The sequence below is a fragment of the Pseudomonas sp. NPDC077186 genome (assembly GCF_044543505.1).
Lineage (GTDB): Bacteria > Pseudomonadota > Gammaproteobacteria > Pseudomonadales > Pseudomonadaceae > Aquipseudomonas.
In genome coordinates, this window is record NZ_JBITWE010000006.1 from 37225 (window position 1) to 52171 (window position 14947).

The following is a 14947-nucleotide window of genomic DNA, read 5'->3' on the forward strand; positions in this document are numbered from 1 at the left end:
TCAGTCGCGCTTCATTCCAAGAACACGTTCGGCCAGGATGTTGCGCTGGATGAACGTGGTTCCACCGGCAATGCTGGTGCCACGGGCCTGGTAGGCCAGCCGCAGCCATCTGGCCCTGGCCGGATCGGCATCGCCGGGTTCCTCCTGACCCTCGATCCCGATCAACGAAAGCGCGAAATCACAGATCTCCTCGACCAGCGGCGTGATGAACAGCTTGGCGGTGGAAGCCTCCGGGCCAGGCGCCCCACCTTCGGCGAGCGTGCTGAGGATGCGCTTGCCGGTGATACGCTGCAGCGTCATCCGCCCGTAAAGCTCAGCCACCTTTTGCCGTATGAAGGCGTCCTGGCCCAGCGCGCGTCCATCGGTGCCCTTGGTGTTATTCACCAGGGCGATCAACTCGTCGAGCAGACGCAAGGTGTTAACCCGACCGGTGGCGATCGCCGCACGCTCGTAACCCAGCGTCGACATCGCGACCTTCCAGCCTCCACCCAACGGGCCGACCAGGAGCTCGTCCGGCACATAGGCACCGTCGAGGAACACCTCGTTGAACTCGGCTCCGCCGAGCATCTGCCGTAACGGCCGCACCTCTACGCCGGATTGCCGCATGGGCAGGATGAAAAAGCTGATCCCGCGGTGCCGTTCGCCTTCGCCGGTACGCGCCAGCAGGATCGCGTACTCGGCCACCTGGGCGGCGCTGGTCCACACCTTCTGGCCGTGGATGCGCCAGCCATCGCCATCACGCACGGCGCGAGTGGTCAGCGAAGCAAGGTCGGAACCGGCCCCCGGCTCGGAAAAGAGCTGGCACCAGAGATCTTCGCCGGTCAGGATGCGGTCGAGAAAACGGTTCTTCTGGGCATTGCTGCCATGCTCGATCAGGGTCGGCCCGGCGAAGCCGGCACTGATCACATCGAGCCGGTCGGGTGCCCCGGCGCGGTCGCACTCCTCATAGAAGATGGCTTGCTGCAACACGCTCGCACCGCGCCCGCCATACTCGCGCGGCCAGGCCAGGCCCGCATAGCCGGCATCGTGCAGGCGACGCTGCCAGGGCCGCCACCATTCGACGCGCTCCTCCAGTCTGTCCGGTGCCTGCCCGAGGGCAGGCACTTCCCTTTCCAGCCAGGCCCGCACCCTTTCACGAAAGGTGGCGTCCTCCGGCGCATCACGGAAATCCATGATCAGCGCCCCTTCCAGACTGGCTGGCGCTTTTCGGCGAAGGCGCTGGCACCCTCGCGGGCATCCTCGGTGCCGAGGGCAGGCAGACCAAGACGATCCTGTAGCTCCCAGCCGCCCTCTTCATCCAGATCCAGCGCCCCACGCACGATGGCCTTGGACGCCTGGACGGCCAGCGGCGCGTTGTCCGCCACCCGCCGCGCCAGCAGTAGCGCTCGCTCCAGCGCCTGGCCGGGCTCGCACAGCTCGTTCACCAGGCCGATCTCGTAGGCGCGTTCGGCGTCGATGTAGTCGCCGGTAATGGCCAGGTACATCGCCACCTGATAGGGAATGCGCTTGGGCAGACGAATCAGCCCGCCTGCCGCCGCCACCAGCCCGCGCTTGGGTTCCGGCACGCCCAGCTTGGCCCCGCGAGCGGCAACGATCAGGTCACAGGACAGGGCAATCTCCAGACCACCTGCAACCGCGAAACCTTCGATTGCCGCGATCAACGGCTTTTCCGCAGGCTTGCGCGTGATACCGGCGAAACCGCGCTCGGTGGCCGGTACGTCGTTTTGCAGGTAGGCCTTGAGGTCCATTCCGGCGCAGAATGCCTTGTGGCTGCCGGTAATGATGCCGATACGCAGCTCCGGATCGCCATCGAGCTCATCCATGGCGGCGGAAACGGCGCGGGCCAGCGCCCCGTTCACCGCGTTGCTTTCCGCCGGTCGGTTGAGGCGGATGATCAGGATGCCGTTGTCACGCGTCACGCAGACCGGAGCATCATCAAGTACAGGAGCACCCATCTTCAGCATTTCCTCTTGTGTGGTATCCGCAGCGGCCTCTGTAGCCTGGGCCGCCAACTTGCAAATCATTCTGCGTCACGCCCCACGGCCCGCAATCGTCCAAAGCGACACACTTGCCGGTGACATGCCGCACTCATGCGTCGCCAGTGTAAGAATCGGGCCAGTGCACGCGAGCGATGTCGCCATCGCTACGAAAGGCATGACAGCTGTCGATCAGCTTTTCCGGCTTGCGGATACTGATCGGCACCTCGACACCCTTCGTCGCATTGCGGATCTGCGCCGCCCACAGGGTCTGCATCGCCGTGGTCGCCAGGGGACCAAGCAGGTCGCTCAGGTGCGTACAGCCCAGACGTCCGGCGAACAGCCGCTTCACCTCGGCGGTAAAGCCCGTACCTATGCGCAGGCCAAGCAGTTGCCGGTAAGTCCCGGCGATATCCCGGCATTCCGGCGAAGGACCCTGAGCGGTCAGCGCTTCGATCGCGTGGATGACCGCATCCCGGTCCACCGTGATGCGCAGTCCCATCTGGTGCAGGGGCTCACCGGGGGTAAGGGTGGAACCGAAGGGCAGCGGCACGGGTGAGGTGCGGGTATCGAGCAGACTCGCCTCGATATCCCACAGGCCATCTTCGCGCTCGTAGCCTTCGCAACGAATGTCACGGCGGTGCAACAACGTCCTCATCACCGGATGACTGAAGTCCATGCCCCACTCCTCGCCCATGGCCAGTTCAATAGGATTTCGGTAGGCCCAGCGCCCGTTCGGCGATATGGCACAGCACCAACTCGTGGCTGACCGGACCGATCAGCCCCATGATCGCTTCGCGGTAGTAGCGCTCGACATGGAACTCCTTGGCATAACCGAATCCACCGTGAGTACGCACCGCGCGAGCCGCCGACTCGAAGTAGGCGTCGCCGCCCAGGTACTTCGCCATATTGGCCTCGAGGCCGCAGGGCTTGCCCTGGTCGTACAGGCTCGCCGCCTTGAACATCATGGTTTCCGCCGCCTGCAAGCGAATCCAGCAATCCGCCAGCGGATGCTGGATACCCTGGTTCTTGCCGATCGGCCGGCCGAACACGATACGATCCTTGGCGTACTGGGCCGCCTTGTCGATCACCGCCTGGCCGGCGCCGATATTGGTCCCGGCGATCAGTACCCGCTCCGGATTCAAGCCATGCAGCAGGTACTCGAAGCCCTTGCCCTCCTCACCGATGCGATCCTCGACCGGAATCTCCAGGCCATCGATGAACAGCTCGTTGGAGTCGACGGCATTGCGGCCCATCTTGGGAATCTCCCGCACCGTGACCTTGCTGCGGTCCAGATCGGTGTAGAACAGGGTCAGGCCGTCGGTGGGCCGCTTCGCGTCCTCGAACTTGGTGGTGCGGGTGACCAGCAGGATCTTGTTGGCGATCTGCGCGGTGGAGATCCATACCTTGGAACCATGGACCACATAGCGGTCACCCTTGCGCTCGGCGAAGGTCTTGATATGGGTGGTGTCGAGCCCGACGTTGGGTTCGGTGACGCCGAAGCAGGTGCGATCCTTGCCTGCAATCAGCGGCGGCAGGAATCGCGCCTTCTGCTCCGGCGTACCGAACACCACCACCGGATGCGGTCCGAACATGTTGATGTGCACCGCCGAGGAGGCATTGGCGCCGAGCCGGGAAATACGCTTGATGATGATCGCCGCCTCGGTGATGCCCAGGCCGGCACCGCCATACTCCTGGGGCATGGTCACGCCCATCCAGCCGGCTTTCACCAGATCGTCGACGAACTCCTGGGGAAAGCGCTTTTCGTTCTCGGCACGCAACCAGTAGTTGTCGTCATAGGCATCGCAGATAGTGCCGATGGCTTCTTCGATGGCCCGTTGGTCATCGTTCAGCGAAAAATCCATTGTGTGTTCCTCGATAAGTGATTGTTGTTTTCCAGCCACCGTCATTCAGCGGCTGGCGACGGTTCCAGAAGCTTCGCCGGAACCCGAATCGGCATATCCAGCAGCATCTGGGCGAAGGCCTTGCCCAATGGGTCGCTGCGCGGCGAAGCCATGCCGCCACCGGCCAGCGCGCCTTGCAGGAGGAAGTTGAAGGCGCCGATGCCCGGCACGTCGAAGCGACTTACCTGGCCCTCGACGAAGTGGCCGAAATACTCGCGCACCCGCTCCGCCGTCAGCTCGTCGCGCAACACCCCGAGCCACTTCGGCTCGCGGGCGATAATGCCGATGTTCACGCTGTTGCCCTTGTCGCCGCTGCGGCCATGGGCGATACGCAGCAGCGGCACCTCGACCACGGGCTCCACCGTCGTCGGCGACGGGAGCTCGGCATAGTTCGCGGCCGGCCCAACGTCAGCCGCCTGCTGCGGCGCCACAGGAATCGCCACCGGCCAGTGCTCGTCGTTCATCCACACTTGGGCCTGGAATTGCGTTTTTGGCGCCAGGAAGGAAAACAGTTTGACGATCGGCGAAGGCCGTGGCCGGCCACCGCCGATGCTGGTCATGCCCGGTGCCCAGGAAACACCACCGGGCGCAAGTTCGGCGGCGAACAGCTCCAGCGCGTTGCGATCCTTGTGCTCGACCACCAGACGCAGCACCACCTCACGATTGACGGCAACCCGCGAGTGCGGCCCGAAGCTGGCTTCGGTGCCGAGCACCTCGGAATACACCAGGCTGTAGTCGCCCAGCCCGCGCTCGCCGAGCATGCGCCGCGTACGCGCCAGGATCGCCTCGCTGACCCGCTGCGCCTTGCGCTCCGCACGCCCGCCGATCAGGGTGATATTGGCGACGCAGCGCCAGCCGTCGGCATAGGTGGCGGAGACCTTGTAGCTGGGACTGGGTGCCTGCCCCCTGGCCCCTTCGACCAGCACCCGATCGGGGCCGACGGCGGTCATGCGCACGGCAGTGAAGTCACAGCGTACGTCCGGCAGCAGATAGTTCGCCGGGTCGCCAATCTCATAGAGCATCTGCTCGCCGACGGTGGCCGGTGTGACCAGGCCGCCGCTGCCAGCCGGCTTGGTCAGCACGAAACTGCCGTCGGCGCGGCATTCGACGATCGGATAACCTATGTTGTCCCAGCCTTCCACCGTCTCCCAGTCGGTGAACAGCCCGCCGGTGGCCTGGGGGCCGCACTCGATCAGGTGCCCGGCCAGGCTACCGGCGGCGAGCAGGTCATACTCCTGTGCCGACCAGCCGAACTCGTGCATCAATGCCGCCAGCGGCAGGGCGCTGTCCACGCAGCGGCCGGTGATCACCACCTGGGCACCCTGTTGCAGTGCCTCGACGATCGGCAAAGCGCCCAGATAGGCATTGGCGCTCATTACCCTGACCGGCAATGGCTGACCCGAGTGGATGTCGCGGACATCCTCGGCGCGGAACTCGTCGAGCCTGGAGAGGGCATCGTCACCCTCCACCACCGCGATCTTCAACGTCAGCCCCTGCGCTTGCGCCAACCGTTGCAGCGCCTCGGCACAGGCACGCGGATTGACGCCGCCGGCATTGCTCAACACCTTGATGCCCTTGTCGACCACCTCGCGCAGCACGCTGGCCATGGCCACCTCGACGAAATCCCGGGCATAGCCCGCCTCCGGGTCCTGGGCGCGCGCGCGCGACAGGATAGACATGGTCAGTTCAGCCAGGTAATCGAAGGTCAGGTAATCCAGATTGCCACTCTTGACCAGCTGCGGCGCGGCTTCCGCACTATCGCCCCAGAAACCCGAGGCGCCGCCGATTCGCACGATGCGATCGTTCATCAGTCAGTTCTCCATCAATTCAATTGCGCGCCGTTGTCAGCGCAGCAGGGCACAGCCGTTGTCCAGGACCTTCACCCCACGCTCCTTGCTCAAGGCCCGGAAGGACAGCGTCTGCCCATCACGCCAGGTCTCGAAAATCAGCGTCTCCCCCGGGTATACGGGGGCCGAAAAGCGGGAGCGGACGCTGGCGATGCGCGCCGCGTCGTAATCGCACCAGGTCTTGAGCAGCACATTGACTGCCAGGCCGTAGCTGCACAGCCCATGCAGGATTGGCCGCTCGAAACCGGCACGGCGGGCCAGTTCGGGATCGGCATGCAGCGGATTGGTGTCGCCGTTGAGGCGGTAGAGCAACGCCGCCTGGGGCAATGTCGCCATCTCGACTATTCGCTGCGGTTCGCCATCCGGCATGCGATGCAACGGGCTGGCTTCTCCGTGGGATGCACCGTTGCCGCCATCGCCGCGGCACATCAGAGTGGCGTTCAACACCGCCAGCAGTTCGCCACTGGCGTCGTCGAGAATGCGCCGTTCAGTGCGCAGCAGGGTGCCCTTGTCCGCGCCCTTGTCGAGGACCGCGACGACGCGTTCACGTGCCCGTACGGTCGCCGCTGGCGGCAGAGGCCGCAGCAGTTCCATCGACTGCTCGGCATAGACGATCTTGCGAAAGTCGATGCCCGCGGCGGGATCGGTCACATAGGGTCCGGGATGCCCCAGCACCACAGCCATGCTGGGCACCACCCGCTGATCCTTTTCGAACACATAGCGCAATTGCTCCGCGTCGGTCGGGTCGCTGCCGAAACCGACACTGAGGGCGTACAGCAGGCTGTCCCGCACCGTATAGGTCTGCCACACATCCTGGAACGGCCACTCGAGCAGGCGATCGACGTTCATGCCCATCCTCCGCTCATGCGCTCATGAATCCGCCGCCATCGGCGGAGATCACCTGACCGGTGATGTACGAAGAAGCCTGGGACAGGAAGAAACAGATCGGCTGCGCGGCTTCCTCCACCGAGGACCAGCGCGCCATCGGGATACGCGCCAGCAGGCCCTCGCGGAATTTCTCGCCGCGCACCGTCTCGGTCATCGCCGTTTCGACCACGCCGAAGCAGATGGCGTTGGAACGGATGTCATGCTTGGCCCACTCGCGGGCCGCACTCATGGTGATGCCGAACAGACCCGACTTGGCGGCGCTGTAGTTGATCTGGCCGATGGTACCCATGCGCCCGGCGTCGGATGAGATGTTGACGATCGAACGCCGCGCCACTTGCCCGGCCTTGATCCGCTCCAGGGCGGCACGACCGAAGGCCTGCACACAGTAGTAGCTACCGCTGAGATTGACCTCGATGACCTGCCGCCATTGCTCGTCGGTCATCTTCTCGATCATCGCCGGACGGATGATACCGGCGCTGTTGACCAGGCCGTTTAGGGTGCCGAAACGCTCGACGGCACGCTCGAAGGCAGCATTGACGAAGGCAGAATCGCTGACACTGCCGGCGCAGGTCAGCACCCGCTCGGCGGCATAGTCGCCGGCAGCCGCCTGCAGGGCCTCATCCTGCAGATCAATCAGCACCACCGAGGCACCCAGGGTATAGGCCAGGTCCGCGACTGCCTTTCCTATACCCTGGGCGGCACCGGTAATGACGATGGTTTCACCATCCAGACTCATGGGATTGATCATGAAGCCTCCTGTACATATGGGTTAACACTGATCATTGAGCGTCAACCCTCACCAAGGCAGGTGGGACGGACAGATGGAAGCCGTCGTATACGGGCGACTCCGCCTTTCTCTGCGGCAACGTGTAGTTGGGCGTGGCCATGGCGAAGGCACCGTCGATGCAGATGGTCGCGCCTGATATGTAGGCAGCCCCTTCGGAGAGCAGGAAGACGATGGCCGACGAGACCTCCGCCTCGGTACCGGTACGTCCCAGCGGCACGTCGTTCTTGAAGCGCAGCAGTCGCTCCTGAACCTCCGGCGGATAGGTATCCACCCCGGAGGAGAACACCAGCCCAGGTGCCACCGCGTTGACCCGCACGTTGGCGGCCCCCCACTCCAGCGCGGCGGTCATGGTGAAGTTGACCATGCCCGCGCGGGCCGCACCGGAATGGGCCATGTGCGGCATGCCGTTCCACATGTCGGCGGTCATGTTGACGATCGCCCCGCCGTGTTCGCTCATCCATTGCAGGTAGCATTCACGGGCCACCAGGAAGCCGCCGGTCAGGTTGGCGCTGATGACCGCTTCCCAGCCCTTCTTCGAAATGCGCTCCACCGGCGTCGCATACTGCCCACCAGCATTGTTGACCAGATGATCGATACGACCGAAACGTGCGATGACCTCGGCGACCAGACTGCGCACGCCCTCTTCGTCGCGGATGTCACAGACATAGCTTTCCGCCTCCGCACCGCCCTCCAGCAGTTCATTACGAACACTCTGCAACTTCTCCTTGTCACGCCCGACAATGGCGATCTTCGCCCCCAACGACGCCAGCTCATGGGCAGTGCAGCGGCCGATGCCACTACCGCCGCCAGTGACGATGGCCACCTGCCCCGCAAACAGCTCGGGGCGGAAAATCGAACGATACGAACCCTTGCTCATCTAGCCTTCCTCTCACTTGAACCGCATGACGGTGGCATTCAACCTGGCGTCCTTACCGCGCAACAGCGCGACGCCATGATCTGGAACCATATTGCCGACAACCCCTGGGAAGACCGCCGTCGAAAACGACAATCTTCAGCGACTTCTTCAGCGACTTCTTCACGCGCCGCGCCAGACCGGCGGACGCTTCTCCATGAAGGCGGCCACGCCCTCCTTCACATCGTCCGTGCCCTGGGCCAGCGTCAGGTAGTGCTGCAACAGCGCCAGCGCACCGTCCAGGGGCAGATCCTGGGTCTCGAACAAGGCCCGCTTGCCCAACTTGAGCATCAGCGGAGATTTGCTCGCCAGCCGTTGCGACCAGTCCGCCACCGTTTCGGCGAAACGCTCGGTGTCGACCACCCGGTTGACGATGCCAAGCTCCAGCGCCTCTTCGGCGCTCAGTTGCTCGCCGAGGAAAACCAGTTCGCAAACCCGCTTGCGCGGGATATTGCGCAGCATCAGTGTGGAGATCATGAAAGGGAAAACGCCGACATTGATTTCCGGCGTACCGACGCGAATACCTTCCCTGGCCAGCACCAGGTCGCAGGCCAGCACCAGGCCCAGGCCACCGGCCAGGGCATGGCCGTTCAAGGCACAGAGGATCGGCACCTTGAGCCGCATCATGGCGGCAATAACGCCGGGAAGGCGTCCATTGCGGGCATGCTTGTCGATGATGCTCTCCTCGGCGGCGAATCCCTTGAGATTGCCACCGGCGGAGAAGACGGCCTCATGGGTCGAGGTGAGCACCACGCAACGCGCCGCCGGCTCGTTATCGACCCACGCCAGCGCCTCCAGGAGACCATCGATCATCACATCGTCGATGGCATTGCGCGATTCCGGGCGATTGAGGGAAACAGTCACCACCCCATGGCTATCCAGGGCGTACAGAACCGCATCCCCGCCGCAGCGGGAAACCTGTTGTCCAGACATCGATGGCCTCCTTCGGCAATCAGGCCATCGTCAGTCCGCCACTGACGGACAGCGTCTGCCCCGTCACATAGCCCGCCCGCTCCGAAGCCAGGTAGGCTACGGCGGCAGCGATGTCCTCCGGCTCACCCAGGCGCCCCAGGGGAACGGCCTTGAGCATGGCGTCGAGCACCTTGACGTTGGTCGGATCCATCACCGACTCGAAGCCCGGCGTGCGGGTCGGGCCGGGGCATACCGAGTTGGCGGTCACACCCTTGCGCGCCACTTCGCGCGCCAGCGTCTTGGTGAAGGAAATGATTGCGCCTTTGGCACCGGAGTAGACCGCCTCCAGCGAGGAGCCCACACGAGCGGCATCGGAGCTGATACTGATGATCCGCCCCCACTTGCGCTCCAGCATGCCAGGCAGCACCGCATGGATCAGCCGCAGAGTGCCCAGGTAGTTGATGTCCACCACCTTCTGCCAGAAGGCTTCGTCGGTAGCGATAAAGGGCTTCAGCTCATCCCAGCCGGCATTGTTCACCAGCACATCGACAGACCCCAACTCGGCCACGGTACGCGCCACCGCCACATTCACCGACGCCGAGTCGGCCACATCGAGCGACACGAACAGCGCCTTGCCACCGGCATTGCGGATCAGCTCAGCCGTCTCATTGCCCTCCAGCTCGCGCAGATCACCCACCGCGACGGCATAACCGCTTTCCGCCAGGGCAATCGCGATGGCACGACCGATGCCACGCCCGGAACCGCTTACAAAGGCTACTTTCTGAGTCATTTTTCTCTACATCCCCGAATCTGATGGCTAAAAACACTGCAAACTCAGGGTATGTAATCGACTGACACTTGGAATCGTCTGAAACGACAATAAACGGGACTTGAAGACCAGCCTTTCATACGCCCAGCAGATCCGCAGAATGACGGAAGCCGTCTGCCAGCAGCTCCTGCAGCTTTCCGGCATTTCATGGATGGCGTGACAGCAGGGTGACTTTGGGATCCATCCCTTTGCATGAAAGCGATGGAGCCTGAAGCTGACGAGCCCTAAAGCCTGAAACGCTCCACGACTTGATGCAGGGCATCAGTGGCCTGATTGAGGGTGCCGGACAGAGCCGCGACATGACCAGCGGCGGCATTGTTCCGCTCACTGAGCCGAGCCACCTGGTGAACATGGGCGGCGATTGCCTGGGCGGCCTGCTCCTGCTGGCCAAGGGCGGTGGTGACTTCGGTGATGGCTGCCGACACTTCGCTGGCGCTCGAGCGGATCTCGACCATGCGCTGGGCCGCCTCCTCCGAGGTAGCCTTGCTCTGCCCGGTATGGGTCACGACGCCGTCCATGTCGCCGACGGCATTGGCCACCGAACTCTGCATCGCCGCAATCATCGCACCGATCTCCTGCACCGAGCCGGTGGTGCGCTCGGCCAGCCTGCGCACCTCGTCCGCCACCACGGAGAAACCGCGCCCCTGCTCTCCAGCACGGGCCGCCTCGATGGCCGCATTGAGTGCCAGCAGGTTGGTCTGTGCCGCCACCTCGCGGATCACCTCGACAATGCTGGAAATCCGCGCGGACTCCACCCCCAGAGTCGCGATGGTTTGTCCACTCCGCTCCACCTGGGTGCTGATCTTCTCCATGGCCCGGGCCGCTTGCTCGATGGCCGCCGCCCCGGAATTCGCCGAGGCGCTCGCCTCTTGCGCCTGGGCCAGTACATCTCGGGCCTTGCCCGCGATATGGCCAATGCCCGTGATCATCTGCTCAATGGCGTCAGTCATGGACGTCGAGGCTTCGGCCTGGGCACTGGCTCCATCGGTGACCTCAGCACCCACTGCAGAAATCTGCTGCGAGGCGTCCCCAATGCCATGCGCGCCCTCCATCACTTCGAGCAGAGAGGTCTGCATACTCTCCAGCAAGTGATTGAACGAACGAGTGGTCTGCGCCACTTCATCCGCCCCACGCACCTTGGCGCGCAAGGTGAAATCCTTGGACTCGGCCACTCCCAGGATCACCTCTCGCATACCATGCAGGGAGCCGACCACGCTGCGCATCACCGCCCAGGCAAGGCCAAAGGCCAGTACCGCAACCACGACGAAGAGAGCAAGCATACCGCCCCCCAACCGTCCGACCAGTTCATCGCCCGAGGCCTTCGCCGCTCGCGCTGCCTCCTGGTTCAGCGCCACTAACTGATCCAGCGGCGCGTCGACCTTATAGAGGGTGCTGGACCAGCGGCCGGTAGCTACCTGGAAATGATGAACGCCCTGCTTTAATGCATCCCAGTCATCGGCTGCAGCCACCACATCGCCGGCCAGCCTGGTCTGGTACCCGTCGAGTTTCTGGAAACCCTCCCACAGCGTCTTGAACTCGACCCACAACGCCTCCTCCTCGTCCGATCTGGGTAACGCGTCATAGCTGCGAAACGCGGATTGCCCCAGTTGCTGGAACTCCTGCTGACGCGCCAGCAGATCCTCGAAGACCTCGCGCGCCTCGAACAGTGCATCCGTCTTGTCGGCCTCCAACTCGAAGGCCTCGAAACGCCAGCTCGCCGCGCCCTGCATCGCCTCGGCGAGTCGCAAGCGGGCCTGACGCACATCGCCCAGGGCCATCATCGCCGGCAGGTTGCGATCCCCCAGCTCGCGCAGGGCATGACCGACCGTCCAGGTGGCGAACCAGCCAGCCAGGCCGACCAGCGCAATCACCGTGACGAAGAAAAAGACCAAAAGATAGAGCTTGGCCTTGATCGTCAGCCCCCTCATGGCAATGCGTTTGCGCAGGTCCAGCATGACAGCCTCTCGATTCCCGTCCCGATAACGACCTCCGATCATCGGCCAGCTCTCCGCGCACAACATCGTCGGAAAGGACAGTTCCCCCCGCAGCAAGCCACGGATTACCCGGACAGGTCGACAGCCAGGCGCGCAAATCCTGCGCAAGTGTCGGATCGGACGATGCGCAGTCACGAATCGACAGACGAGACTGAAAGACAACCACGGCACGCAACAAGACAAACAGGTACACGATGGCCACATTCCAAGCATTCGGCATCACCGGCTTCGGCGGCTACATTCCGCGCTTGCGCATGCAGCGCGCGGCAATCGCCGCCGCGCACCAATGGATGGCCCCCGGCCTGCGCGCCCAGGCCAAGGGCCGACGGGCCTTCTGCAGCTGGGATGAAGACAGCATCACCCTGGCCGTCGAAGCGGCCCGCGACGCGCTGGCAAACCGCCCACGCGATGGCATCACCTCGCTCACTCTGGCCTCGACCACGCTGCCGTTCGCCGACCTGCAGAACGCCGGGATAGTGGCCGGCGCCCTGGGACTCTCGCCGACGCTGCGCACCCTTGACGTGGGCCATTCGCAACGGGCCGCTACCAGCGCCCTGATCGCCACCCTCCAGCAAGGCGGCTCGCCAGCGCTGCTGATCGCCAGCGACCGCCCGCGCGGCAAGCCGGCCAGCGTCCAGGAAATCGCCTTTGGTGCCGGTGCCGCCGCCTTTACCCTCGGCAGCGACGCGGTGCTCGCCACCCTGCTTGCCGCCAGTAGCCGCACCGCGCCGTTCGTCGACCACTTCCGAGCCGAGGGCGCACGCTACGACTACTGGTGGGAAGAACGCTGGGTCCGTGACGAAGGCTATATGAAGCTGGTCGTCGAGGCGCTCAAGTCCACCCTGCAGAAGGCCGGTGTCGCGCCGAACGAGGTCGACCACTTCATTCTCCCCGCGCCGTTCAAGGGTGTCGCCACGGCGGTGGCCAGGAAGCTCGGTATCGCAACCGAAGCGCAAGCCGATTCCCTGGAAGCCGACTGCGGCTATAGCGGCGCGGCCCACGGCCTGCTCATGCTTGCCCGTGTGCTGGAGCGTGCGACACCCAACCAGACCCTGGTACTGGTCGGCTTCGGCCAGGGCGTCGACGTGCTGGTGCTGCGCACCACCGAAGCCCTCGCCACCTTCTCACCACGCCGCGGGGTCAGCGGTGCGCTGGCCGACGGACAGGACCATGACGCCTATCTGCGCCTGGCCTCCTACGAGAACGCCATTGAGCTGGAATGGGGTATGCGCGCGGAGAAATCGATCAAGACCGCCCTTACCGAGCAGTACCGCTCCAGCGGCCAGCTCGCCAGTTTCGTCGCCGGTCGCTGCCGCTGCTGCAACACCATCCAGTTCCCGCAACTGCCCTACTGCGTGAACCCAGCCTGCAATGCGCCACGGGAAAATTTCGACGCCTACCCGCTGTTCGACGAACCCGCCGAGGTGCTGACCCACACCGGCGACTGGCTCAGTTACCACCCGGCACCGCCGCTATACGTAGGCTTCGTGCAGTTCGAACAGGGCGCGCGCCTGCTGATGGAGATGGTCGATGTCGGCGCCGCCGGCCTGGACGTCGGCACCCCATTGCGGATGGTGCTGCGTATCAAGGACGTGGACAAGGCGCGCGGCTACCCGCGCTATTTCTGGAAGGCCACGCCACTTCAGGCTTGAGGAGATCGTTTCATGGCAACGGGAATCAAGGACAAGGTCGCCATCATTGGCATGGGCTGCTCGAAATTCGGCGAGCGCTGGGACGTCGGTCCCTCCGAACTGCTGGCGGAGGCCTTCGAAGAGGCCCTGCTCGATGCAGGTATTGAACGCAAGCAGATCGAGGCTGCCTGGTACGGCTCCTGCTCCGATCCGATCAGCGTCGGCAACTCGGCTATCCCAGCCTCCATGGCACTACGCCTGGACGGCATTCCGGTGAGCCACATGGAAAACATGTGCGCCACCGGCAGCGAAGTGCTGCGCGCCGCCGCCTATGCGGTGGCCAGCGGTGCGGTGGACTTCGCCCTGGCGATCGGCGCGGAAAAACTCAAGGACACCGGCTACGGCGGCCTGCCCTTCGTCTACAAGGGCACCTTCAACGACCTGTGGCTGCCACTGGGTTCGACACCGGCGGGCTTCGCGCAACTGGCCGCCGGTTACCGGGCCAAGCATGGCACCAGCAAGGAAGACCTGAAGCGGGCGATGGCGCACGTTTCATGGAAAAGCCACCAGAACGGGCTGCTCAGTCCCAAAGCCCACCTGCGCAAGGCCGTGAGCATGGAGCAGATACTCGACGCGCCGATGATCGCCGACCCGCTCGGCCTCTACGATTGCTGCGGGGTCAGCGACGGCGCCGCGGCGGCCATCGTCACCACCCCGGAGATCGCCCGCGCCCTGGGACGCAAGGACATGGTCACCATCAAGTCCATCCAACTGGCTATCGGTTCCGGCGTCGAATCCGGCACCTCGCAGTGGGACGGCAGCTATGTGCGTACCACCCGGGCGGCGGCGCAGCGCGCCTATGCCGAAGCCGGCATCCAGGACCCGCGCGCCGAACTGAGCCTGATGGAAGTGCACGACTGCTTCTCCATCACCGAACTGTCGACCATGGAAGACCTGTTCGTCTCCCCCGACGGTCGTGCGGTGCATGACATCCTCGACGGCTTCTTCGACCGCGACGGTGGACTGCCCTGCCAGGTGGATGGCGGGCTCAAATGCTTCGGCCACCCGATTGCCGCCTCCGGCCTGCGCATGGCCTATGAGGTCTACAACCAGTTGCAGGGGCGGGCCGGAGAGCGGCAACTGGGCGACCCGAGCATTGGCCTGACCCATAACCTGGGCGGCGTACCCTACCTCGGCATCGCGGCGATATCCATCCTCGGTCTGCATACCGGCAAATGAGCCGTCCAGCCCTTTATCGGAAACCGT

General features: G+C 64.3%; 13 protein-coding genes and 1 pseudogene. 2 read left to right on the plus strand and 12 right to left on the minus strand.

Going from position 1 to position 14947, the window contains the following annotated elements:
• From ACIGKL_RS20765 to ACIGKL_RS20820, 12 genes and pseudogenes are all read right to left on the minus strand, one after another.
• A complete protein-coding gene (locus ACIGKL_RS20765) occupies nt 1-1173 on the minus strand; it encodes an acyl-CoA dehydrogenase family protein (RefSeq protein ID WP_058171433.1) in 1173 nt (390 codons plus the stop codon).
• A gap of 2 nt (nt 1174-1175) precedes the next feature.
• The gene (locus tag ACIGKL_RS20770) at nt 1176-1964 is read right to left on the minus strand and encodes a crotonase/enoyl-CoA hydratase family protein (RefSeq protein ID WP_397488332.1); all 789 of its coding nucleotides are present in this window, start codon (nt 1962-1964) and stop codon (nt 1176-1178) included.
• Between the two features lie 124 nt (nt 1965-2088).
• Nucleotides 2089-2655: a DUF2889 domain-containing protein gene (locus tag ACIGKL_RS20775; protein WP_071557744.1), complete on the minus strand. Its 567-nt coding sequence runs from the start codon at nt 2653-2655 to the stop codon at nt 2089-2091.
• Nucleotides 2656-2680: 25 nt separating this feature from the next.
• On the minus strand, nt 2681-3841 hold the full coding sequence (locus tag ACIGKL_RS20780) for an acyl-CoA dehydrogenase family protein (RefSeq protein ID WP_058171431.1): 1161 nt from the start codon (nt 3839-3841) through the stop codon (nt 2681-2683).
• 41 nt (nt 3842-3882) lie between these two features.
• On the minus strand, nt 3883-5688 hold the full coding sequence (locus ACIGKL_RS20785) for an acyclic terpene utilization AtuA family protein (RefSeq protein ID WP_397488333.1): 1806 nt from the start codon (nt 5686-5688) through the stop codon (nt 3883-3885).
• 36 nt (nt 5689-5724) lie between these two features.
• Nucleotides 5725-6576, minus strand: coding sequence for a MaoC/PaaZ C-terminal domain-containing protein (locus ACIGKL_RS20790; protein WP_227788646.1), 852 nt, complete (start codon nt 6574-6576; stop codon nt 5725-5727).
• A 13-nt stretch (nt 6577-6589) separates the two neighbouring features.
• Nucleotides 6590-7363 carry an SDR family NAD(P)-dependent oxidoreductase gene (locus ACIGKL_RS20795; protein ID WP_058171428.1) on the minus strand — a complete coding sequence of 258 codons (774 nt, stop codon included), beginning with the start codon at nt 7361-7363 and terminating at the stop codon, nt 6590-6592.
• Nucleotides 7364-7394: 31 nt separating this feature from the next.
• Nucleotides 7395-8279, minus strand: a complete 885-nt coding sequence (locus ACIGKL_RS20800) for an SDR family oxidoreductase (RefSeq protein WP_058171427.1) — start codon at nt 8277-8279, stop codon at nt 7395-7397.
• A gap of 159 nt (nt 8280-8438) precedes the next feature.
• Nucleotides 8439-9248: an enoyl-CoA hydratase/isomerase family protein gene (locus tag ACIGKL_RS20805; RefSeq protein WP_058171426.1), complete on the minus strand. Its 810-nt coding sequence runs from the start codon at nt 9246-9248 to the stop codon at nt 8439-8441.
• Nucleotides 9249-9267: 19 nt separating this feature from the next.
• Entirely contained in the window at nt 9268-10017 is a 750-nt protein-coding gene (locus tag ACIGKL_RS20810) for an SDR family NAD(P)-dependent oxidoreductase (protein ID WP_058171425.1), read from the minus strand.
• 263 nt (nt 10018-10280) lie between these two features.
• Nucleotides 10281-11336: a methyl-accepting chemotaxis protein gene (locus ACIGKL_RS20815; protein ID WP_375139537.1), complete on the minus strand. Its 1056-nt coding sequence runs from the start codon at nt 11334-11336 to the stop codon at nt 10281-10283.
• 252 nt (nt 11337-11588) lie between these two features.
• Nucleotides 11589-12263: pseudogene (locus ACIGKL_RS20820) on the minus strand (Tar ligand binding domain-containing protein); the annotation flags it as partial.
• On the opposite strand from ACIGKL_RS20820, the gene ACIGKL_RS20825 reads away from it, so the two are divergent.
• Both ACIGKL_RS20825 and ACIGKL_RS20830 read left to right on the plus strand, forming a co-directional pair.
• On the plus strand, nt 12245-13702 hold the full coding sequence (locus ACIGKL_RS20825) for a 3-oxoacyl-[acyl-carrier-protein] synthase III C-terminal domain-containing protein (protein WP_058171423.1): 1458 nt from the start codon (nt 12245-12247) through the stop codon (nt 13700-13702). The pseudogene ACIGKL_RS20820 and the gene ACIGKL_RS20825 overlap by 19 nt on opposite strands.
• Nucleotides 13703-13714: 12 nt before the next feature.
• Nucleotides 13715-14920 carry an acetyl-CoA acetyltransferase gene (locus ACIGKL_RS20830; protein ID WP_058171422.1) on the plus strand — a complete coding sequence of 402 codons (1206 nt, stop codon included), beginning with the start codon at nt 13715-13717 and terminating at the stop codon, nt 14918-14920.
• Nucleotides 14921-14947: the final 27 nt, after the last annotated feature.